This is a genomic window from Streptomyces sp. HD (assembly GCF_028369295.1).
In the GTDB taxonomy this organism is placed as follows: domain Bacteria; phylum Actinomycetota; class Actinomycetes; order Streptomycetales; family Streptomycetaceae; genus Streptomyces.
Genome location: NZ_JAQMYP010000027.1, coordinates 1 through 20,906 on the forward strand (window position 1 = coordinate 1; position 20,906 = coordinate 20,906).

Consider the following 20,906-nt stretch of genomic DNA (forward strand, 5'->3'; position numbering starts at 1 on the left):
AAAGGCCCACACCTTATGGTGTGGGCCTTTTCGCATTTCAGGACGGCTTCACCAGTCCCGCGTCGTACGCCAGGATCACCGCCTGAATTCGATCCCGTGAGACCGTTTTCGCGAGTATGCGGCCCACATGGGTCTTCACCGTCGATTCGGCGAGGTGGAGGCGTTCGGCTATCTCCGTGTTCGTCCAGCCCCTGCCGATCACCGTGAGGATTTCGAGCTCGCGGTCGGTGAGGGTGGTCAGGCGTGTGTCCAGGGGCGTCGGTTCGGGGCTGTCGGTGGGGTTCTCGGTCGGCAGGTGGTGGACGTAGGCGTCCAGGAGGCGGCGGGTCAGGCTTGGGGCGACCACCGCGTCGCCCGTGGCCACGGCGCGGATACCGGAGAGGAGTTCCTCCGGCTGGGCGTCCTTGACGAGGAAGCCGGAGGCGCCGGCGCGGAGGCCGGCGTAGGCGTACTCGTCGAGGTCGAAGGTGGTGAGGATCAGGACCCGGGTGCGGTCGCCGGCGGCGGTGATGCGGCGGGTGGCCTCGATGCCGTCGAGGCCGGGCATGCGGACGTCCATCAGGACCACGTCGGGGCTCAGTTCCGCGGTCATGCGGACCGCTTCGCTGCCGTTGGACGCCTCGCCGGCCACCGTCATGTCGTCCTGGCTCTCCAGGAGCATCCGGAAGCCGAAGCGCTGGAGGGGCTGATCGTCGGTGATGAGGACGGTGGTCACTGCGGGGGTTCCTCCGGGAGGTGAAGGTGGACGCGCCAGCCCTGTTCGGGGTGCGGGCGTGGGCCGGCCTCAAGTGTTCCGTCGTACAGGGCTGTTCGCTCGCGCATTCCGGGTAGGCCGCGGCCGCCCGAGGGCTGTGTAGGGCCGGGGAGCGGGCCGCCTCTGCCGGTGTCCGTCACCGTTGCGGTGACGGCGCCCTTCTCCTCGTAGGACAGCAGTACTTGCGCGGTCGTGCCGGGGCCCGCGTGTTTGAGGGTGTTGGTGAGGGCTTCCTGGATGACTCGGTAGACGGTGAGTTGGCGGCCCGGGGGGAGGTTGGGGGTGCCCTGGACGGTGGTGTGGACGGGGAGGCCCGCGGTGCGGACGCCGTTGATGAGGTGGTCCAGGTCGGTGAGGGTGGGTTGGGGAGTGAGTTCGGGGTGGGGCGTGTCGGGGTGGTCCTCGTCGCGGAGGATTTCGAGGAGGCGGCGTAGTTCGCCGAGGGCCTGGCGGCTGGTGGTGGCTATGGCGTGCAGGGCCTGGGCGGCGCGGTCGGGGGACTTGGCGGCCGCGTACTGGCCGCCGTCGGCCAGGCCGGTGATGACCGAGAGGTTGTGGCCGATGATGTCGTGCATCTCGCGGGCGATACGCGCGCGTTCGGCGGCGGCGGCGAGTTGGGCCTGCTGGTCGCGTTCGATCTCCAGGCGGCGGGCGCGGTCCTCCAGGGCCTCGGTGTGGTCGCGGCGGGTGCGGACGGTGATGCCGATCGCCGCCGCCACGGCGATGGACATCAGCACGGGGACGATGTCACTGTCCATGCCGCCCTGAGGGTGGCGGGCGGCCATCAGCGCGATGGGCGTGGTGATCAGGGCCGTCGCCCACCACAGGTTCCGTGTGGGGCGGCGCAGGGCGATGTGGAAGACGATCAGGAGTTGGAGCAGGACTGCCTGGAGGGCGATGCCGGTCCAGGCGTTGACCAGTGAGAAGGGGGCTATGACGAGCAGTACGGCGCGGGGGTGGGCGCGTCGGCGGAGCAGGGGGACGGAGAGGCCGAGGCTCAGGGCGAGGACCAGCCAACCCGGGTTGTCGGGGTCCCGGGTGACGTTGAGCCAGCCGCCGCCGTAGTAGTCGATCAGGGCGGCCGTCACCCAGAAGCCGGTGAGGTGCAGGTCCCAGACGAGGGGGTGGCGCTGGTCGAAGGCGCGGATGCGCCGGCTGACGCGCTGGACGTGCTGGGTGAGGGGTTCGGTCGCTCGCTCTTGCGTCACGCGGTCCATCGTGCGGGTTCCTTCCCCGGCTGTCCCAGAGCCGTGGGCAGTATTCCGGGTGAGTGATGTCGTACCCGGGTACTACGGTTGCCGTCATGAGCACCTTGAACTCCGGGTCCTACGTCATCCGGTCCATACGAGCCGACGAGTGGCCCGCCGCCAAGGAGCTGCGGCTTGCCGCGCTGCGGGATCCGGTCGCGTCGCTTGCCTTTCTTGAGACATACGAGGAGGCCCTGGCCCGGCCGGACTCCTTCTGGCAGGGGCGGGCCGCCGGGGCCTGTGAGGGGGCCGACGGGGCGCAGCAGATCATCGCCGAGGGGCCGGACGGCAGGTGGGTCGGGACGTTGACCGTGCTGGTCGAGGAGCCGGGCGTGCCCGACTGGGCCGGGTATCCGGTGGAGCGGAAGCAGGGGCATGTCGTCGGGGTGTTCGTGCGGCCCGAGGAGCGGGGCAGCGGGCTGACCGACGTGCTGTTCGATGCCGGGCTGGAGTGGGCATGGGCGCGGGGTGCCGAGCGGGTGCGGCTGATCGTGCACGAGGAGAACGGGCGGGCGCAGCGGTTCTACCGGCGGGCGGGGTTCGTGCCGAGTGGCCTTGTCGTGCCGTTGCCCGCGAGGCCGGAGGAGACGGAGCTGGAGTTCGTGCTGGAGCGGCCGTAGGGCTCGGCTACACCGGGAGCTCGTCGTGCGGCCAGCGGGAGCGGGCCTGTTCCCGGGACCGGAGCAGGGCCAGGGTCGGCATACCCCGGTCCGCTCCGGTGGCCAGCAGCTCCGGGAGCTGGGGAAGCGGAGCCACGGCGGCGACGTCGTCCAGGACGAGCGTCATTGGTGGGTCGAGGCGACCGGAGGATGACCGTTCGGCCATGCGCCGGCCGCGCTCGACCACGCTTGCGGCGAGGGCCGTCAGGAGTGGCATGGCGCCCGGATTGGCTCGGGGGTCCTCGATGGATTCACCCACCAGATAAAGCGTGCCCCCTTCATCGATGAAGGAATCCAAGGCGAGCGCATCAGTTCGGTTTGGAGTGCATGCCTCTCGGATGTTGACGGTGTGGAGGGCGGAGAGCGCCCGGGTCGTCAACTCCTGGGCCATGTCCCGGCGTTCGGGGTGCGCGGTGAGGGCCGCTTCGAGTTCGCCCGCCGCGCCCGGGGCGGCCTTCGGGTTGGTGCGGAGGGTTCGTACGGCGTCCTGGACCTGGTTGCCCTGGGACCAGCGGTGGACGTGGCGGATGGTGCGGCCGTCGATGGCGGCGGCGTGCAGATAGCTGCGCAGGAGCGTTTCGGCTGCCGCCGCGAGGGCCTGGTCCAGTTTGGCGGTCGGGCGGACCGGTGCGAGGAGGGCTGCCGCGCGGGTGACGGCGACTTCCTTGTTCTCGCAGCCCGTGGTGGGGGACCAGTGGAGGCGGGACGGGGTGTCGCAGAGGTGGGTGGGGTCGTAGAGGTGGACCGGGCCCAGTTTGGCGCGGGCGTCTTTGGTGGCCTGCCAGAGGGCCGGGTCCGACGTGACTACGAGGGTGGGGCCGTCGGCGTCGAGGACTGCCTGGATGGCGGTTTGCCGGCGGCTTTCCTTCGGGGCCACGAGGACCTTTTCCCGCCCGCGCGTCGGTACGGCGGGCATGGCGGGCAGCGGGCTGTGGGGCTCCGCCGCAGGCACTGCCTCAGTCACCGCCCCCTCGCTGTGTTCCGTGGCCGTGTGTTCCGTGGCCGCCGTCACCGTCGTCGGTCGGCCGGCCTCAGGAAGCGCCCCCTGCGGCTGGTGTCCGCCCTGCCACGCCCCCGTCGGTCCGGGCTCCGTCCGCGGCGCGGGCAGGTCGGCCGGGGCCGGTGAGACGGCGGTCCCGGTGTCGGCCGGGAGGTGCCCCGGCTCTTCCGCGCCCTCCGTCTTCCCCGTGCGCCGCTCGGCTCTGACCACCCGCCACCTGGCCACCGTCCCCAGTACGAACACGGTGAGGACGACCAGCACCATGAGCTGGCCGATGAACAGGCCCCAGAACAGTCCGTACCCCGACAGCTGGGCCGCCGGTGTGTCCGGCCAGGCGCCCGGGATGTCGTGGGGCTCCTCGACCAGGTAGCGCATGGCCAGGGGGGTGCGGACGAAGGTGACGCCGGAGGGCCAGGCGCCGTGCGCGAACAGGGCCGCCAGGCCGGTCGCCGTCCACACCAGCAGGGTCATGCCGAGAAGGAAGGCGAGTATGCCGATCAGCAGGCCGTCAGGGATGCCTCCCTGGCTGTCCCGGCTGTCCCGGCCGTAACGGCTGTCCCGGTGTGCCCGGCGGTCGTCCGGTCTCACGCTGCCCTCCCCTTGCGCCTACGCCACCGTCGACTCGGAGTCGCCCAGGTGCTGTTCCACGAAGGCCGCCGCCCGCTCCTCGGCCTCCAGCTCGGCGGCGCGCAGGGCGTCGTCGGTCAGGTCGAGGTCGGCGGAGGACTCCGTCATCGCGCGGTCGGTGAAGACCAGCGGGCGTTCGGTCTCGGTGACCAGGTGTTTGACGACCTGGACATTGCCGTTGACGTCCCATACCGCGATGCCGGGGGTGAGGGTCGGGATGATCTCCACGGCCCACCGGGGCAGGCCCAGCACCCGGCCCGTCGCTCTCGCCTCGTCGGCCTTCTGGGCGTAGATCGTCCTGGTGGAGGCCATTTTCAGGATCGCGGCCGCCTCCTTCGCGGCCGCGCCGTCGACGACGTCCGAGAGGTGGTGGACGACGGCCACGAAGGACAGACCGAGACGGCGGCCGAACTTCAGCAGCCGCTGGAACAGCTGGGCCACGAAGGGGCTGTTGATGATGTGCCAGGCCTCCTCGACCAGGAAGATGCGCTTCTTCCGGTCGGGGCGGATCCAGGTGTGTTCCAGCCATACGCCGACGATCGCCATCAGGATCGGCATGGCGATGGAGTTGCGGTCGATGTGGGACAAATCGAACACAATGAGGGGCGCGTCCAGGTCGATACCGACCGTCGTCGGGCCGTCGAACATGCCCCTCAGGTCACCGTCGACCAGTCGGTCGAGGACCAGCGCGACGTCCAGGCCCCACGCCCGCACGTCGTCTATGGCGACGTTCATCGCCTCAGCCGACTCCGGCTCGGGGTGCCGCAGCTGTTCGACGATGTCGGTCAGGACCGGCTGGCGCTCGATGATGGTCTCGTTGACGTAGGCGTGCGCGACCTTCAGGGCGAAGCCGGAGCGCTCGTCGAGGCCGTGGCCCATCGCGACCTCGATGATCGTGCGGAGCAGGGCCAGCTGGCCCGTCGTCGTGATCGCGGGGTCGAGCGGGTTGAGCCGGATCCCCATGTCCAGGGCCGCCGTCGGGTCCAGTCGGATCGGCGTTATCCCCAGCTCCTGCGCGATGAGGTTCCACTCGCCGACGCCGTCCTCGCCCTGGGCGTCCAGGACGACGACCTGGCGGTCCCGGAAACGCAGCTGGCGCAGGACGTACGTCTTCTCCAGTGCCGACTTGCCGTTGCCGGACTCGCCGAGGACCAGCCAGTGGGGCGCGGGGAGCTGCTGGCCGTACAGCTGGAAGGGGTCGTAGATGTAGCCCTTCCCGGAGTACACCTCGCGGCCGATGATGACGCCCGAGTCGCCGAGGCCGGGGGCGGCGGTCGGGAGGTAGACCGCCTGGGCCTGGCCCGTCGACGTACGCACCGGGAGCCGGGTCGTCTCGACCTTCCCGAAGAGGAAGGACGTGAAGGCGTCGGTGAGGACGGACAGCGGGTCCCGCATCAGGTCCTACCTCCGAATGCCGGTGGCGAAGGGGAGCGTGTTCACGAATGCCCGGTGGTGCTCCCGATCGCACCACTCCAGCTTCAGATACGACTTTCCGGCTGACGCCCGGATGGTCCGCTTGTCGCGCGCCAGGGCCTCGGGGGTGCGGGAGGAGACGGTGATGTAGCCGACCAGGTTGACCCCGGCGGCACCGCTCGCGAGGTCCTCGCCTCGCTGGTCGAGACGGTTGTGGGCGGCGACGTCACGGGGGTCGACGGTGCGGTTCATCTTGGCGGCGCGGCTGGCCTCCGCCTCGTCGTTGGTCTTCTCGGTCAGCATGCGCTCGATGGCGACCTCGGTGGGTTCGAGGTCCATGGTGACGGCGACCGTACGGATGACGTCCGGGGTGTGGACGAGCAGCGGGGCCAGGAAGTTGACGCCCACCGGGGTCATCGGCCACTCCTTCACCCAGGCCGTGGCGTGGCACCAGGGCGCGCGCGTGGAGGACTCCCGGGTCTTGGCCTGGAGGAACGTGGGCTCCATGGCGTCCAGCTCGGCCGGCCAGGCGTTGCGCTTCGTCATCGCCTGGATGTGGTCGATCGGGTGGTCCGGGTCGTACATGGAGTGGATGAGCGAGGCGAGACGGCCCTGCCCGAGCGGCTGCCGGACGCGGATGTCGGCCTCCTGGAGGCGCGAGCAGATGTCGGTCAGCTCGCGCGCCATGACGACCGCGAGACCGGCGTCCCGGTCCACCTTGCCGCCGTGCGGACGGGCCGCGCGGGCCATCGCCATGCCCTCGGCGGCCAGTTCGCGCGTGAAGTGCATGCAGGCGACCAGGTACGCCCGGTGCTGCTCGCTGCTCGTCGACACCATCGACTGGAGTTGGTCGTACGACTGCTGCAGCCAGCCCAGGGACCGCTCGTCGCCGCGGATGGCGACGTCCTTGGCGTGGGCGTCCGGGTCGGCGGGGAGGGTGCGGGCGAGCATCTGAAGGCGCGTCACGAAGCCGTCGCCGTTGGCGACATGCTTCAGCAGGGTGCCGAAGCGGTCGACCAGGGCCTCCTGGTCCTCGGAGTCGCGCAGGCCCACGCCGGGGCCCTCGATCTCGATCGCGGCCGTGACCGTGCGGCGGTCGGCGTGCAGCAGTACGGCGATCTCGTCGGGCCCGAACGGGGCGGCGAGCCAGGTGATGCGGCCGATGCCCGGCGGCGGGCCGACCTCGACCTCACGGCCGTCGATGTGGGTGCCGGCCTCGATGGCGGCCGAGCGGTAGGCCGTGCCCTGGCGCAGGCTGCGCTTGTAGCTGCGGTTGATCTCGAACCACTTGTAGAAGGTCCGGTGCTTGTACGGCACGTAGACCGCGGCCAGCGCGAGCAGCGGGAAGCCCGTGAGCAGCGCGATGCGCAGGGACAGGACGGGGACGAGGAGCCCGCACATCATGCCGAGGAACGCGCCCACGATGATCAGCGAGATCTCGCCGGTCTCGCGGTTGCGGCCGACGACCGCGTTCGGCCGGGCGCGGCCGATCAGATACGTACGGCGGGGCGTGACCGGATGGGACACGTGGGACTCGGTCGTCAACGCCCGTCACCTCCTGAACGATTGCTGTTGCGGGTGTTGCTGGCGTGGGGGGTGTTCACCGGGCTGCTCGACCGGGGTGCGGGTGCGGCGGAGGGGACAGATCCGCCGCCTCCGGTCGAGGAGCGCGAGCTGTGTGCGGCGACGCCGCCGCTGGCGGGGTTCGAGGGGCGGGCGGCGCCGGACTGGCCTCCGCCGTTGTTGTCCGCGCGGGAGCTGTGCGTCTTGATGCCCTGGGCGACGAGGGTGGCCGGGGAGCTTATGACGGCTGCGGCCTTGCCTTCGGCGCCGCGCATGATGCGGTTGTTGCGGGAGCCGGCGAGTTCGTCGCCGAAACCGGGTACGAAGCGGTAGATCATCGCGCTGGCGAAGATGGCGAGCAGGATGATGGCGAGGCCCGAGACGACGGCGGAGAAGGCGTTGGGGCCGTCGTCGGCGGAGAGCGCGCCGGCCAGGCCGAGGACTATGACGATGACCGGCTTGACCAGGATGACGGCGATCATGATGCCGGCCCAGCGGCGGACGTGGCCCCACAGGTTCTTGTCGACCAGGCCCGCGTAGACGACGGTGCCGAGGAGGGCGCCGACGTAGAGCAGGGCGGCTCGGATGACGAGCTCCAGCCAGAGGATGCCGGCGGCGAGGATGCTCACCAGGGAGACGACGATCAGCATGATCGGGCCGCCGCCGATGTCCTCGCCCTTTTCCAGGGCGCCGGCGAAGGTGCCGAAGAACGTGTCTGTTTGGTCGCCGGTCGTCTTCGCCAGTACGTCCGTGACGCCGTCGGTGGCCGATACGACCGTGTAGAGGATCAGCGGCGTGAACGCGGACGCCAGCACCGTCAGCCAGAGGAAGCCGATCGCTTCGCTGATGGCGGTGGTGAGGGGGACGCCGCGGACTGCTCGCTTGGCGACGGCCAGGAGCCAGAGGAGGAGCGTGAGGATCGTCGAGGCCGCGAAGACGACCGCGTACTGCTGGAGGAACTTGGTGTTCGTGAAGTCGACGTTCGCCGTCTCCTTCACCGCGTCGCTGAGCTGCTTGACGGTCCATGAGGCGGCGTCCGCGCAGCCCTTGGCGAGGGAGGAGAGGGGGTCGAGGGTGGCGGTGGGGTCGGTCAGGGAGCGGCCGGTGCCGGTGCCGCCGCCGGATCCGTTCTCCTGCTCGCAGTACTTCTTGGCAGGGCCTGCGATGAGAGAGCAGGGGTCGTCGCTCGGCGCGGGGGATGGCGTGGGCGCGGCTACGGCTCGGGTGGCCAGCAGTACGGCCGTGGCTTGTGCAGCGGCGACCAGGCCGGTGAGCTTGAGCGCGCGGTGACGGTTACCGGGCATAGGTGAACCCTCCGAACTCCTGGACCGCCTTGCTGATCTCATCGGACCCGGAAATGGGGTTGTCTCCGGTGACGGGGGTCGGGCCGGTCTTCTGGGCGCTCTCAAGGACCTTCCAGTCGCCACCGCTCCAGTTCAGCTTCATCGTCACGGTGAACCAGCTGTTGGTCACGGGGTTGGTCGAGTCGTCACCAGCGAGCCCGAAGAGGCCGTTGCACCAGACTTCGACCGTGGCGGTGTTGCTACTGAAGGAGGTGACCTTCGTGCCGGCCGGCATGGTGCGGTTGACGAACGTCTTGCCCTCAGGAGCACTGCCGTCTTCGTTGAGGCCGATTCTCTTCAGCAAGCCCGCGGAGTAGTCGTTGTCGAAGCCGGACTGGAGCCGGTCAAGGGCACTGGGGTCGGCGATGGTCTGCACGATCTCGTGGCGCCTGGACGCGTAGAACATGCCGTCGGAGCCCAGCGCCGAGGCATAGTTGGCCGCCGCGCTCTCAGCCCCCTGCTGGTCCTGGGCGAACCCCGCCGGGATCCCCCCCGACTTGCCCTGTACCGGCCGGGAGCCGCTTGCTGCTGTGGAGGAGGAATTCGGCTGGTTTTCGTCCCCGCCGGTTGAGTCGGAGTTGTCACTTCCACGGTTCGCGAAGGCGATCGCTGCGATGAGTAGGACGACGACGCCGACCACGGTGACCAGGCTCCGGGACGAGGAGCGGCCGCCCCGTCGCGCGCCTCCGTACACGTCACCGCCGCTTTCGGGCAGCCGTGTCCGGGTCTGGCCCGTGCCTCCGTAACCGCCGGAGGGCTCCCGCTCGTCTCCGAGACTCATGCCGCGTACGCCCCCTCGGCGTCGGACGAAAACACGTTGGAGTACGACGGTAGCCGTGCTGGTTCCCGCATGGGCGCGGTGTGGTGACTCGACATCAGGGAAACGCAACCTCAGCCGGTGGGCACGACGGGTGGGTGGGGGACTAGGGGGACCGGGCGCGCCCGGAACGGACGGAGGAGCGAGCGGGCGCTAGACGGCCATGCCGTACACGATGGTGAACAGCGTGCCCAGTGAGCCGATGATGAAGACGCCCGTCAGACCGGCGACGATCAGTCCCTTGCCCTGTTCGGCGCTGAAGGTGTCGCGCAGCGCCGTGGCGCCGATGCGCTGTTTGGCCGCGCCCCAGATGGCGATGCCGAGGCAGATCAGGATGGCGACCGCCATGACGACCTGGATCATCGTCTTCGCTTCGTTCCCCAGTGCCCCGAAGGGACCCCAGTCCGGAGCGATCCCGCCGATGATGGTGTTGATGTCGCCCTTGTCGGCCGCAAAGAACATGTAAGTCACCGCCCCTGTTGGGTAGTTCCGCAGTCCCCTGCGCCACGCAGAGGTCAGCATCATTCTCGCCGACATTGTCGCCGTCGTATGTCGACTTGGCGTCATTGATGGGCGGGATTCGTACGAATAGCTCGTACGGTCACTCTGTGTATCACGGCAGGTCACGCCGGGCAATGAGGCCTGAGCGGAACCTGTCGTGTGGTTCCGTCGTTAGCCCCCTTCACGCCGGGTGCCGTTTCTGGCGGCCGGTCGGGTGAGCCTGTCGGGTGACTGATCGTGCCCGTGTTCTGCGGGTGAAGGCTATCCCGGGATGGTGAACGGGCGGCGCCGGGGTGCCTCGGTCCGTGGCGGTCAGGAGTGGTGACGGAGCGTCAGTCCGGAAGGGGCGCCCCCTGTCGTCAGCGGGGCTTCAAGCCGTGCAGCAGGTGGTGGACCAGTCCCTCCACGCCGGCCAGTGCCGCTTCCGGGGTCAGCCAGCCCGCGGCGATGAAGGCGGCCACGCCGTGGAGGGCGGAGCCGGTGACGAGGTTGAGTTCCTCGGGGTTGCCCGCGATGATCTCGCCGCGCTTCTGGGCGTCCGCGATGACGTGTTCGAGGCTGCCGATCGTCCGCTCGACGGCGACGGCCATCTGCTCCGAGGCGTCCGGGTCGTGCTTGCGGGCGTACATGACCTCCAGGAGCTCGGCGTTGTCGATGGCGAAGCGCAGGTAGGCCCGGGCCAGGGCGGTGAGCCGGGATTCCAGGGGGAGTGCGGGGTCCTCGGCGGCGTTCAGGGTCTGGGCCAGCCGCTCGTACCCGGCCAGGGCCAGGGCGTTCAGCAGGGCCTGCTTGTCCTTGAAGTGCCGGCCGGGTGCGGCGTGACTGACGCCGACCTCGCGGGCCAGTTCCCGCAGCGAGAGGGAGCCGGTGCCCTTCTCGCGCAGGGTGCGTTCCGCTGCGGCGAGCAGGGCGGCGCGCAGGTCTCCGTGGTGGTAGGGGCGGCTCTCGGGCATGCGCACCATCGTAGCTTGATGTTGGCGGCGCCATCATTGTTGGCATTGCCACCTTTGTTGTCATTGACAGCATTGTTGGCGGCGCCTACATTCGGGAGCATGGCTGACAACACACAGAGCAACAGCAGGAGCAAGGGCAAGAGCGGTGCGTGGGACGCGACCCGGCTTCCCGATCTCGTCGGCCGCACGGCCGTCGTCACCGGGGCCAACAGCGGAATCGGCCTCACCGCGGCCGACGCGCTGGCCCGCGCGGGTGCGCACGTCGTGTTCGCCGTACGGGATCCGGAGCGGGGCCGGGCGGCAGCGGCGACGGTGAACGGCAGTACCGAGGTGCGGCGCCTGGACCTGGCGGACCTGTCGTCGGTTCGGGAGTTCGCGGACGGCTGGCAGGGGCGGCCGCTGGACCTGCTGATCAACAACGCGGGCGTCATGATGCTGCCCCAGCAGCGGACCGCGGACGGCTTCGAGATGCAGTTCGGCACGAACCACCTCGGCCACTTCGCGCTGACGAACCTGCTGCTGCCGTACATCACCGACCGCGTGGTCACGGTGTCGTCCGGCGCCCATCGCTGGGGCGACGCACGGATCCGTTTCGAGGACCTCGACTTCACCTCCGGCTACGACCCGCAGCGCGCCTACGCCCAGTCGAAGCTCGCCAACCTCCTCTTCACCCTGGAACTCCAGCGCCGCCTGGCCGAGTCCGGCTCCGGTGTCCGGGCCCTGGCCGCCCACCCCGGCTACGCCGCCACCAACCTCCAGAGCCATGCGGCCAACCCGCTGATGCGCGGGCTCATGAAGATCGGCAACAGGTTCCTCGCCCAGGACGACAGGGCGGGCGCGCTGCCCACGCTGTACGCGGCGACCCAGGATCTGCCCGGCGCGAGCTACGTCGGCCCGGACGGCGTCGGCGAGATGCGTGGCGTGCCGACGCTGGTGGGGCGGTCGGCGGCGGCCAGTGACGCGGGGGTGGCGCGGCGGTTGTGGACGGTGTCGGAGGAGCTGACGGGAGTTGCCTGGCGGGTGGGGGACTCGGTCGTCGGTGCGTAGTCCGGCCGCCTCCGACTCCTCGTGTCCGCTCGCCTGAGCTCTCGCACCCAGGGGTAGGACGTACGCGGAGGTGACGCTCGATGACCCTGCCGAGCCTGCTCGCGGTCTTTGCCCACCCGGACGACGAGTCCCTGTTCTCCGGCGGAGTCCTCGCCCGGCACGCCGCCCGGGGCGCCCGCACCGCCGTGGTGACGGCGACCTGGACGCCGGACACGCGCCGTGGCGCCGAACTCGCCGAGGCGTTGCGGATTCTCGGCGCCGGGGAGCCGCGGATGCTCGGATACGCCGATGCCGGGGTGCCGTCGTCCGCTCCGGACAGCCCTCGTCTGTACGAGGCACCGCTCGATGAGGCGGTGGGGCGGCTGGTGGCCCATATCCGGCAGTTCCGCCCGGAGATCGTTGTCACCCATGACGCGTACGGCGGCCTGACCGGCCATCCCGACCATGTGCAAACCCACCGCGTCACCACGCTCGCCGTCGAGGCGGCCGGCTTCGAACGCCTCTACCCGCACGCCGGTACCCCCTGGCAGCCGAGCGCCCTCTACCTGGCCACCCACCCGCACTCGGCCCTCGCCTCGCTGAACGAACTGGCCCGTGCGGGCAAGGGCATGAACACGGTCCCGGACGAGTGGGTCACCGCGACCGTCGACGTCGGCCCCTGGCTGAAGCAGAAGTGGGCCGCCGTACTGGCTCATCGCACCGAGGTGAAACGGGGAACCTCCGCGCCCGGCTTGCTCGCCGGTCTCCCGGAGGCCGTCCGGGAGGGGATCCTCGGCACCGAGTGGTACATCCGGCGGGACCCGGTCGTCCGGCAGGTGTCGGCCGGCCTGGTGGAACTGACGGCTTGAGCAGTGGCAGTGGCAGTGGCAGCGGGAGGGGGAGGGGGGAGGGCGAGGCGGGAGGGCCGAGTGCCGAGTGCCGAGTACTGCTACTCGGTCGCGAGTCCGTCCCTTAGGGCTTTGGCGGTGATCGCCGGGTCGTAACCCTGGGGGACTCCCTCGACGAGGATGATGTCGCCCTCGATGTGCCGGGAGCGCAGGGGAGCGATCTCCTGGTAGGCGGGTGAGTCCCACCAGGACCGGGCCTCCTCGATCCCGGGGAAGCCGATCAGCACCACGTGCCCCGGCCAGCTGCCCTCCTTCGTCTCGTGCGGTGTGGCGTGCACGAGGAAGCGGCCGCCGTACGGCTCGAAGGTGGCGGTGATGCGCTCCATGTACTCGGCGACCTCCGGGTGCGGGGCGGCGTTCCGGAGATGAGCTATCGCGTAGGCGGGCATGGTGTCCTCTCAGTCGGTCCAGCCGGTCCAGTCGGTCCAGTCGGCAGCCGATCCAGCCGATCCAGCCGGTTCAGTCGATCCAGCCGGTTCAGTCGGTCGGGCTCCTCCGGTCACGATCGTGGCAGGCGTGCCCGCCGGACGCGATGACGTGGGAAGTAATGCCGGTGAGGTGGGGTCAGTCGGCGAACATGCCCGCCGTCGCGTTGATCCACGTGCCCGTGACGGAGACGGCGGCGTCGGAGGCGAGGAACGTCGCCAGCGCGGCGACGTCCGCGATCCGTGGCGAACGCTTCGTCATCCGCAGGCCGTCCAGGTGGGAGCGGATGCCCGCCACGCCCGCCTCGTCCAGGCCGGGGGCGCCCGTGGACGCCAGCTTCTCGGGAGTGAGGCTGTCGGTGACGCCGGCGGTCCAGATACCGCAGACCCGCACACCCGCCGGTCCGACCTCCTGCGCGAACTGCCGGATCAGCGCGTCGATCGCGCCGTCCGCCGCGGCGGTGCCGCCCATCATCGGGCTGCCGTTGGCCGAGCCGCTGTCCAGGGAGAGGATCACGCCCGAGCCCTGCGCGGTCATCCGGCGCGCCGCCGCCCGCGCGGTGATGAACTGGCAGGCGATGCCCTGCACCACCGGACGCGTGTACTGCTCGACCGACATCTCGGTCAGCGGTACGCCGTGCCAGTCGCCGCGCGGCACGAGGTTGACGGAGATGTCGATCCGGCCCGCCCGCTCGACGACGGACGCCGCGTGTGCCTCGACGGCCTCCTCGTCACGGGCGTCGAGGACGTCGTACGCGACAACGGCGTCGGCTTCGGTACCGGCCGCTGCATCGGCTTCGGCACCGGCCTCGGCGGCGGCCTTCGCCAGCGTGGCCTCCGTACGGCCGACGAGGAAGACACGTGCGCCGGCGGCCGCGTAGGCCTTCGCGATCCCGGCGCCGAGGGAACCGGAACCGCCGTAGACGATCGCGACCTTGCCCGTCAGCGTGTTGTTCTGCATGGCTGTTCGCCTCCTGGGTGGGGGCGCCGTGTGCGCCCGACACCCATGAGACGTGCCGCGGCGGCGAACTCATCGCTCCTCTAAGCGTCAGCCCGACAGCGTCAGCCCGACAGCGTCAGCCCGACAGCGTCAGTCCGAAAGCGTCAGTCCGAAAGCGTCATCGGCAGTCCGAACGCGGGGAACAGGTGCGGTTCGAAGGTCGTGATCTCGGCGATACGCCCCTCCACCACCCGCAGGACGTCGATGAGCTGTGCCCGGAACACGCTGGTCCCGGGCCGCTGAAGGTAGCCGGCCACCGCCAACTGGCCGTTGGCGCGCACGGGAAGGTGGCGCCAGTGACCGACGAACATCGGCGACGCCGGGTCCAGGCTGGGCCGCACGAACGCGAGCATCGCCTCGCGCGAGGTGAACCAGAACGGGTTCGGCGGCATCGTGAGCACCACGTCCTCCCGCACCAGCTCGGCCAGGGCGTCGAAGTCGGCCCGGGCGGCCGCGTCCAGGTACCGCTGGAGCAGGGCGAGGTCCTCGGCGCCGGGCGCCACGACCGACCAGCCCTCACGCGGCCCCGGCAGGGCCTGCCGCAGCGCCGAACGCCCGCGCTGTACGGCGCTGTTCGTCGCGGTCACGCTCGTGTCCAGCAGGTCGGCGGTCTCCTGGGCCGACCAGCCGGCGACGTCGCGCAGGATCACGGCGGCGCGTTGGCGGGGCGGGAGCTGCTGGATGGCGGTGAGGAAGACGAGTTCGAGAGTCTCGCCGGCGACGGCCTCGTCGTCCGGTTGCCGCTGGTGAGGGGCGGGGGTGTCGGGCAGCTGGTCGTCCGGGAAGGGCTGCAGCCAGGGCATGCGCGGGGGTGGCGGACCGTCGCCCGAGTCCATGCCGGGGATCGGCTCGTAGGTGCTCGGACGCCGGTTGTGCTTGCGCAGGAAGTCCAGGCAGGCGTTGGTGGCGACCTTGTACAGCCACGCGCGCGGGTTGTCGACGCCGTCCAAGCCCTCGCGGGCGCGCCAGGCCCGTAGGAACGTCTCCTGGGTGAGGTCCTCGGCTTCGTCGTACGAGCCGAGGAGGCGGTAGCAGTGGACGCGCAGTTCGTGTCGGTGGGCCTCGATGAGGCCGGTGAGGGCGTCCTCGCTGGAATTCGTCACGCCGGGATTCGTCACGCTGGGGGTTGTGACGCCGGGCTCCGTCACGCCGGGCTCCGTCACGCCGGGCTCTGCCACGCCGGGCTCTGCCACGCCGGGCTCTGCCACGCAGGGCTCTGCCACGCCGGGCTCTGCCACGCAGGGCTCCGTCACGCAGGGCTCCGTCACGCAGGGCTCTGCCACGCCGGGATTCGTCACGTCGGGGGGTGTGACGTTTTCGGCTTCGGCTTCGGCTTGGGTCTCGGCTTCGGCGCCCTGGGCTCCCTGTCTGGCCTGCCCGTCCAGCCGTGCCTCGCGGGCGAGTCGTCGTAGCTGGGCGAAGCGGGGTGAGAGGGCCTCGACGTCGGCGTGGAAGGAGACGGCCGGTTCGACGCGCAACCGGGCCAGCCGGTCCCCGAGGTCCGAGACCAGCTCCCTGACCGGAAGGCCGGCCGGCTTCCGCCGCTCCCGGTAGGCACGCTGCCGGCAGGCCTGCGAACAGTACGAGGCGGTGCGGCCCGGCCCGCCGGAGTTCTCGATCGGGCGCCCGCAGGCCTGGCAGTGCGCTGTGGTGGTCACGCGTCCTCTACGAACTCGACGAAGTGATCGAACTCACCCGCCTGTACACCGAGCACGAAGGCGTCCCATTTGCGGCGGTTGGTGGTGACCACGTTGTCCGGGTCGCTGGTCTCACGGAGATAGACGGGCGCCTCACCGTCGTCGCCCTCGCCCTCGCCGAAGGCGATCTCGATCCAGGGTCCCGGGCCGGTGGCGTCGGGCGGGGCGGCTCGCTCCCAGGTGAGGTTCGGGGGGATGTCAGCCACGGGGCTTGTCTTCCTTCCACGGATCGCAGTTCACGGATCGCAGTTCACGGATCTCGGGTCGCCGATGGAGATTCTCGGCTCACAGATTTCGGACTCACCGGGATTCTCCTCTCCAACGGCAAGGACGTTTGACGCTTCTCTCACCTTCATGGGCCACAGTGACCCCCGATGAAGCGACGAAGCCGCCCTTCCAGCCCATCCAGCCGTCCCCACCCCTCCCACCCGTCCCGTCTCCCCTTCTACGCCACCAGCCTCCTCCTCGCCCTCACCTCGGCCTCTGCGGCGGCCGCGGGCGACGGGCCGGGGCCGTTCGGGGTGACCGTCACGGCGATCGCCGCTCCGCCGTCCGCCCGGGTCGGGGCGCTGTTCCCCGCAGATCGCCGCGCCCGTCTGCGGGGCGGTCACTTCTGCACCGCGTCCGTTGTGCAGAGCGCGCGGCGCGATCTGATCGTCACCGCCGCGCACTGCCTGGAAGGGACCGACGACGGGGACCTGGTCTTCGTGCCCGGGTACCGGGACGGGGAGGCGCCGTACGGGGTGTGGACGGTCGGCAGGCAGTTCCGGCCGGACGGGTGGGTCAAGGGGCAGGACGAGGACAGCGACGTGGCGTTCGCCGTCGTCGCCGATGAGAGTGGGGAAGGGGTCGAGGACGTCGTCGGCGGCAATCGGTTCGTCGCGGGGATGGCGACGGGGGCCACGGCGGTGACCGTGCTGGGGTACCCCGACACCCGGGAGACTCCGGTGCGTTGCACCAACAAGCCGGGCCTGCACGACCACGCGCAGCAGCGCATCGTCTGTCCCGGCTTCAGCGCGGGGACGAGTGGCAGCCCGTGGATCAACGGGGACGGGGCGGTCGTCGGGGTGCTGGGCGGGCACGACGGGGGTGGGGACACCGCGGACGTGTCGTACAGCGTGGTGTTGGGGGCGGAGGCGGCGGGGCTGTACCACGAAGCGGAAAGGGACTCCGCGTCGAACTGATCTCTGTGGCAAGGTCGGTTCGGTGGACGCACTCAAGGATCGGGACCCCGCGCACATAGGCGCGTACACGCTGCTCGCGCGGCTCGGGGCGGGCGGTATGGGACAGGTCTACCTGGCTCGCTCGCCGGGTGGGCGGCTCGTCGCGATCAAGGTCATCCGGGACGAGATCACCGACCATCCGGAGGCGCTGGCCCGGTTCCGGCGTGAGGTGGAGACGGTGCGGGCGGTGCGGAGTGCGTATACGGCGAACCTGATCGACGCCTCGTTGGAGGCGGCGCCGTACTGGCTGGCGACCGAGTATGTGTCGGGGCCTACTTTGAGTGGGGCGGTGGGGGAGCGGGGGGCGTTTCCGGCCGACACCTGCCGTGGGGTGTTCGCCGCCCTCGCCGAAGGGCTTGCGGCCGTACACGCGCACGGTGTCACCCACCGGGACCTCAAGCCTCAGAACGTGATACTTGCCGCCCAGGGGCCTCAGCTCATCGACTTCGGGATCGCGCGCGGGGTCGGTCAGACGGCGCTCACCGAGGTCGGGTTCGCGCCGGGTACGCCAGGTTTCACCGCGCCCGAGGTGCTGTTGCACAACGCGGTCGGACCGGCGGCTGACGTGTTCGCGCTGGGCGCGACACTCGCCTACGCGGTGACCGGGCGGGCGCCCTTCGGCATGGGCGAGCCCGCCGGCGTGAGCTACCGGGCCGTGCACGAACCCATCGACCTCGCGGGCGTGGAGCCGGAGTTGGCCGCCCTGGTCGAAGCGTGCGTTGCCAAGGACCCGGCAGCGCGACCGGCCCTCGGTGAGGTGATCGCACGGTGCGGAGTGCGGGCGGCGCTCGTCGAAGACCCGTTCTACGCGGGGCTCGGCTCACTGGCCGAGGCGGTGCCACAGACGCCGCCGAACGGACAGGCCGGGGCCCCGCTGCCAACGCCTCCGGCGCATCCGCCGCTGGGGACGCACGAATTGCCGACGGCCGGGGCGTCGTACGGCTATACACCCACGCAGGTGAGCCGGCCCCCGTCAGCTGTCCGACGGCCTCGCTCCGTGCCTTGGATGGTCGCGGGAGCAGCGGGGCTTGCCCTGGGGGTGGCGGCGGTCACCGCTCTCGTGCTGCTGCCCGGAGACAACGAGGGAGAAGACAAGGGGGCGGGGGCGACACCGGGCATCACGTCGACGCCGCCCACGACTTCGGCGAACGACGGGACGAAAGTGAAAACGCCCGCGTACGTCGAACAGACGAACCCCTCGCGCGACTTCTGGACCGCGGCCGAGAACTCGCAGCGAGGAGAAGGCGAGTGCCAGCTTCCGGCGGAGGAGCGCAACGAGCACTTCCAGACCTCCATAGCCGCCGCCGATTCGAACGCGCCCTACACGTCCGGCAAGGGCCGGATCACCCTGCGGCTGGGATACGCCGCCCCGAAGGCCGGTGAGACGTACCACGTCGCTGTAGCGGTGAAGCCTCCGCACGAGATCGACCCGGACACGGGCAAGCCGTTCGCAGGAGGGCTCCAGGAGAACCTGGACCTCGGGTACACCAGCAAGCCCGTCGACCTCTATGAGCTCTACCGAACCGACCAGAACCACGCCGGGGTGGAGCTGACATATCCCGACGACTTCGAGAAGGTCGTGAACGGCAAGAAGTACGGCGACGCCATCCCGGTGGAGAACGACCCGGGGGACTGGACCGTACTCTTCCTTCACGTCACCGGTCCGAAGCAGTACGCCAGCATCGACTGCCGGGGCTTCACGGTGAAATAACGCCACTCTCACCGGAAAGGGTCTTGAACAGCGGCGATATGGGGGAGGGTTGAGCCGTGCGAAAAGTATGGGTGGCCGGTGGTGTCGCGGTCGCGCTCGGCCTGAGCTTCGTGATGCTGCTCGTCGTCGGGGTGTACATCGTCGCCGGGAACCTGGTCAACGGCGTCGGCAAGGGCGGCGTCGGCCTGGCCAAGGGGTCCGTGCCCGGCGCGTACAAGGCGCTCGTGCAGAAGTGGGGCAACCTGTGCCCCGCTCTCAACCCCGCCCTGCTCGCCGCCCAGCTCTACCAGGAGAGCGGCTGGGACCCGGACGTCGTCAGCCACGCCGACGCCCGCGGCATCGCCCAGTTCATCCCGAGCACCTGGGCCACACACGGTGTCGACGGCGACGGCGACGGCGACCGCGACATCTGGGACCCGAACGACGCGATCCCGTCGGCCGCGTCGTACGACTGCGAACTCGCCAAGTACGTCAAGGACGTCCCCGGCGACACCACGGACAACATGCTCGCCGCCTACAACGCGGGCGCGTACCGCGTCATAAGGGCGGGCGGGGTTCCGGCCATCACCGAGACCCAGAACTACGTCACCCGGATCCGCAGTCTGGAGAAGAGCTTCGCCGCGCCCACGACCCGCATCGACCCCTCCAAGCAGGCCGCCGGCGCCATCTACTACGCCCAGAAGAAGCTCGGCACCCTCTACCTCTGGGGCGGTGACGGTACCGCCGAGGACGGTGGGCGGTTCGACTGTTCGGGGTTGACCAAGGCGGCGTACGAAAGTGTCGGGATCTCGTTGCCGCGTGTCGCCAACGACCAGTGGAACGCGGGGCCGCATCCGGCCAGGGACGAACTGCTGCCCGGGGACCTCGTGTTCTTCTCGGACGACCTCAACAACTCCCGGGCCATCCGGCATGTCGGGATTTATGTCGGCGGCGGGTACATGATCGACGCACCGAGAACAGGTGCTGTGATCCGGTTCGACCCGATCGACACCCCCGACTACTTCGGGGCCACCCGGGTGACCGAGGATGGCGCGAAAGCGCTGCCCACAACGGTTTAGGCATAGCGTGAACCCTCCCCCTGAGCTGCGGCGATGGGTCTCTCTTCGATAACGTCTGCGTGATCATTCAGTGGAGTGTGGAACGTATCAAGAGGGGCCATGCGTTCCTGTTGACGTAGCCGGATCACAACCACGGGGGTGGGCGGAGCGGCGTACGCAAGATACGCCGGAGAGTAGATGAAGGGGCCGCGGCATCATGGCTGGACTCGCAGAATCTGGGTCGAACCCCGACGTCGAGCTGCTCTACGACATCAATGGCCTGGCCAAGGACGCGCCGCGCTGGTTCGACCGGGTCATGGGATACGTCGGTGAGTACGGGCTGTTGCTCGCTTTGATCCTGCTCATCGTGTGGTGCTGGTGGTCCGTGCGGAGGAAGGGCGCGGAGGACGCCGCCTCGTCCGTCGCCGCGCTCGTGTGGGCACCACTGGCCGCCGCGATCGCCGTCCTGGTGAACGTGCCCATACGGGGATTCGTCGAGCGGCCCCGTCCCTTCAACGATCACCAGGGCCTCGAAGTCCTCGTCACCGGCAAGACCGACTACTCCTTCGTGAGCGACCACGCGACGATCGCCATGGCCCTCGGCGTCGGACTGTTCGTCGCCAACCGGAAGTTCGGGCTGGCCGGCATCGGCCTCGCACTTCTCGAAGGGTTCTGCCGCATCTACATGGGCGTGCACTACCCGACCGACGTCGTCGGCGGCTTCGCCCTCGGCACGGCCGTCGCCCTGCTGCTGTCGCCGCTGGCCATGGCCCTGCTGACGCCCCTGATGTCCGCCATCGAGCGGTCGCCGAGGGGCGGGTGGCTGATCAAGTCGCGGGGACGGTCCCGGGTGGGTGGGCAGGACGCGCTGATCCCGGGGGCACGGAAGGAGACCGCGGAGGCTGAGGAGCGGGATCTGGCCGCCTAGGCCGGGGCCCGGCCTGCTCAGGGTTCAGGGCCTACTGTCGGGTGCCAGTGCCAGTGCCAGTGCCAGTGCCAGTG

Annotated in this window: 20 protein-coding genes; 7 read left to right on the forward strand and 13 right to left on the reverse strand. The window is 70.1% G+C overall.

The genetic code is table 11. From position 1 onward, the window contains the following. Positions 1-37 precede the first annotated feature (37 nt). Together POF73_RS25120 and POF73_RS25125 are read right to left on the reverse strand one after the other, a co-directional pair. Positions 38-715 carry a response regulator gene (locus POF73_RS25120; protein WP_272119368.1) on the reverse strand — a complete coding sequence of 226 codons (678 nt, stop codon included), beginning with the start codon at positions 713-715 and terminating at the stop codon, positions 38-40. Beyond that, on the reverse strand, positions 712-1,971 hold the full coding sequence (locus tag POF73_RS25125) for a sensor histidine kinase (RefSeq protein WP_272119370.1): 1,260 nt from the start codon (positions 1,969-1,971) through the stop codon (positions 712-714). The genes POF73_RS25120 and POF73_RS25125 overlap by 4 nt, the downstream gene beginning before the upstream one ends. A gap of 86 nt (positions 1,972-2,057) precedes the next feature. Between POF73_RS25125 and POF73_RS25130 the strand changes: the two genes are divergently transcribed. Then, positions 2,058-2,621 (forward strand): GNAT family N-acetyltransferase, encoded by a 564-nt coding sequence (locus POF73_RS25130; RefSeq protein ID WP_272119373.1) that lies wholly within the window; start codon positions 2,058-2,060, stop codon positions 2,619-2,621. A 7-nt stretch (positions 2,622-2,628) separates the two neighbouring features. On the opposite strand, the gene POF73_RS25135 is transcribed toward POF73_RS25130, so the two are convergent. The 7 genes from POF73_RS25135 to POF73_RS25165 all read right to left on the reverse strand — a co-directional run bounded on the left by POF73_RS25135 (position 2,629) and on the right by POF73_RS25165 (position 10,886). Continuing rightward, the gene (locus POF73_RS25135; RefSeq protein ID WP_272119374.1) at positions 2,629-4,248 is read right to left on the reverse strand and encodes a type IV secretory system conjugative DNA transfer family protein; all 1,620 of its coding nucleotides are present in this window, start codon (positions 4,246-4,248) and stop codon (positions 2,629-2,631) included. Positions 4,249-4,266: 18 nt separating this feature from the next. Further along, positions 4,267-5,682 carry an ATP-binding protein gene (locus POF73_RS25140; protein WP_272119376.1) on the reverse strand — a complete coding sequence of 472 codons (1,416 nt, stop codon included), beginning with the start codon at positions 5,680-5,682 and terminating at the stop codon, positions 4,267-4,269. A gap of 6 nt (positions 5,683-5,688) precedes the next feature. Next, a complete protein-coding gene (locus tag POF73_RS25145; protein WP_272119378.1) occupies positions 5,689-7,245 on the reverse strand; it encodes an SCO6880 family protein in 1,557 nt (518 codons plus the stop codon). Then, complete coding sequence (locus tag POF73_RS25150) at positions 7,242-8,567, reverse strand: hypothetical protein (protein WP_272119380.1); 1,326 nt, start codon at positions 8,565-8,567, stop codon at positions 7,242-7,244. Before POF73_RS25150 ends, POF73_RS25145 begins: the two co-directional genes overlap by 4 nt. Further along, complete coding sequence (locus POF73_RS25155) at positions 8,557-9,387, reverse strand: hypothetical protein (RefSeq protein ID WP_272119382.1); 831 nt, start codon at positions 9,385-9,387, stop codon at positions 8,557-8,559. The genes POF73_RS25150 and POF73_RS25155 overlap by 11 nt, the downstream gene beginning before the upstream one ends. A gap of 189 nt (positions 9,388-9,576) precedes the next feature. Then, a complete protein-coding gene (locus POF73_RS25160; RefSeq protein ID WP_055624817.1) occupies positions 9,577-9,885 on the reverse strand; it encodes a hypothetical protein in 309 nt (102 codons plus the stop codon). A 398-nt stretch (positions 9,886-10,283) separates the two neighbouring features. Continuing rightward, positions 10,284-10,886: a TetR/AcrR family transcriptional regulator gene (locus tag POF73_RS25165; protein WP_272119389.1), complete on the reverse strand. Its 603-nt coding sequence runs from the start codon at positions 10,884-10,886 to the stop codon at positions 10,284-10,286. Positions 10,887-10,976: 90 nt separating this feature from the next. On the opposite strand from POF73_RS25165, the gene POF73_RS25170 reads away from it, so the two are divergent. Then, positions 10,977-11,924 carry an oxidoreductase gene (locus tag POF73_RS25170; RefSeq protein ID WP_272119391.1) on the forward strand — a complete coding sequence of 316 codons (948 nt, stop codon included), beginning with the start codon at positions 10,977-10,979 and terminating at the stop codon, positions 11,922-11,924. Between the two features lie 80 nt (positions 11,925-12,004). After that, positions 12,005-12,772: a PIG-L family deacetylase gene (locus POF73_RS25175; protein ID WP_272119394.1), complete on the forward strand. Its 768-nt coding sequence runs from the start codon at positions 12,005-12,007 to the stop codon at positions 12,770-12,772. Positions 12,773-12,852: 80 nt separating this feature from the next. Here POF73_RS25175 and POF73_RS25180 read toward each other — a convergent pair whose 3' ends face one another. The 4 genes from POF73_RS25180 to POF73_RS25195 form a co-directional block, all read right to left on the reverse strand. Further along, complete coding sequence (locus POF73_RS25180; protein WP_272119396.1) at positions 12,853-13,200, reverse strand: DUF1330 domain-containing protein; 348 nt, start codon at positions 13,198-13,200, stop codon at positions 12,853-12,855. 175 nt (positions 13,201-13,375) lie between these two features. Then, positions 13,376-14,197 (reverse strand): SDR family oxidoreductase, encoded by an 822-nt coding sequence (locus tag POF73_RS25185; protein WP_272119398.1) that lies wholly within the window; start codon positions 14,195-14,197, stop codon positions 13,376-13,378. Positions 14,198-14,340: 143 nt separating this feature from the next. Next, a complete protein-coding gene (locus tag POF73_RS25190; protein WP_334313619.1) occupies positions 14,341-15,894 on the reverse strand; it encodes an RNA polymerase subunit sigma-70 in 1,554 nt (517 codons plus the stop codon). Next, entirely contained in the window at positions 15,891-16,139 is a 249-nt protein-coding gene (locus POF73_RS25195; protein WP_272119400.1) for a DUF397 domain-containing protein, read from the reverse strand. The genes POF73_RS25190 and POF73_RS25195 overlap by 4 nt, the downstream gene beginning before the upstream one ends. A 168-nt stretch (positions 16,140-16,307) precedes the next feature. Between POF73_RS25195 and POF73_RS25200 the strand changes: the two genes are divergently transcribed. From POF73_RS25200 to POF73_RS25215, 4 genes are all read left to right on the forward strand, one after another. Then, a complete protein-coding gene (locus tag POF73_RS25200) occupies positions 16,308-17,117 on the forward strand; it encodes a trypsin-like serine peptidase (RefSeq protein ID WP_272119402.1) in 810 nt (269 codons plus the stop codon). Between the two features lie 22 nt (positions 17,118-17,139). Then, positions 17,140-18,867: a serine/threonine-protein kinase gene (locus POF73_RS25205; RefSeq protein WP_272119404.1), complete on the forward strand. Its 1,728-nt coding sequence runs from the start codon at positions 17,140-17,142 to the stop codon at positions 18,865-18,867. A 113-nt stretch (positions 18,868-18,980) separates the two neighbouring features. Further along, positions 18,981-19,925 (forward strand): C40 family peptidase, encoded by a 945-nt coding sequence (locus tag POF73_RS25210; RefSeq protein WP_443049652.1) that lies wholly within the window; start codon positions 18,981-18,983, stop codon positions 19,923-19,925. A gap of 196 nt (positions 19,926-20,121) precedes the next feature. After that, on the forward strand, positions 20,122-20,832 hold the full coding sequence (locus tag POF73_RS25215) for a phosphatase PAP2 family protein (protein WP_272119408.1): 711 nt from the start codon (positions 20,122-20,124) through the stop codon (positions 20,830-20,832). The last annotated feature ends 74 nt before the right edge of the window (positions 20,833-20,906 follow it).

Coding starts and splice junctions, on each gene's coding strand:
- POF73_RS25140 (WP_272119376.1), bottom strand. CDS start 5,682: ATGCGGGACCCGCTGTCCGTCCTCACCGACGCCTTCACGTCCTTCCTC.
- POF73_RS25215 (WP_272119408.1), top strand. CDS start 20,122: ATGGCTGGACTCGCAGAATCTGGGTCGAACCCCGACGTCGAGCTGCTC.
- POF73_RS25150 (WP_272119380.1), bottom strand. CDS start 8,567: ATGCCCGGTAACCGTCACCGCGCGCTCAAGCTCACCGGCCTGGTCGCC.
- POF73_RS25200 (WP_272119402.1), top strand. CDS start 16,308: ATGAAGCGACGAAGCCGCCCTTCCAGCCCATCCAGCCGTCCCCACCCC.
- POF73_RS25185 (WP_272119398.1), bottom strand. CDS start 14,197: ATGCAGAACAACACGCTGACGGGCAAGGTCGCGATCGTCTACGGCGGT.
- POF73_RS25160 (WP_055624817.1), bottom strand. CDS start 9,885: ATGTTCTTTGCGGCCGACAAGGGCGACATCAACACCATCATCGGCGGG.
- POF73_RS25125 (WP_272119370.1), bottom strand. CDS start 1,971: ATGGACCGCGTGACGCAAGAGCGAGCGACCGAACCCCTCACCCAGCAC.
- POF73_RS25210 (WP_443049652.1), top strand. CDS start 18,981: ATGCTGCTCGTCGTCGGGGTGTACATCGTCGCCGGGAACCTGGTCAAC.
- POF73_RS25180 (WP_272119396.1), bottom strand. CDS start 13,200: ATGCCCGCCTACGCGATAGCTCATCTCCGGAACGCCGCCCCGCACCCG.
- POF73_RS25165 (WP_272119389.1), bottom strand. CDS start 10,886: ATGGTGCGCATGCCCGAGAGCCGCCCCTACCACCACGGAGACCTGCGC.
- POF73_RS25175 (WP_272119394.1), top strand. CDS start 12,005: ATGACCCTGCCGAGCCTGCTCGCGGTCTTTGCCCACCCGGACGACGAG.
- POF73_RS25130 (WP_272119373.1), top strand. CDS start 2,058: ATGAGCACCTTGAACTCCGGGTCCTACGTCATCCGGTCCATACGAGCC.
- POF73_RS25170 (WP_272119391.1), top strand. CDS start 10,977: ATGGCTGACAACACACAGAGCAACAGCAGGAGCAAGGGCAAGAGCGGT.
- POF73_RS25155 (WP_272119382.1), bottom strand. CDS start 9,387: ATGAGTCTCGGAGACGAGCGGGAGCCCTCCGGCGGTTACGGAGGCACG.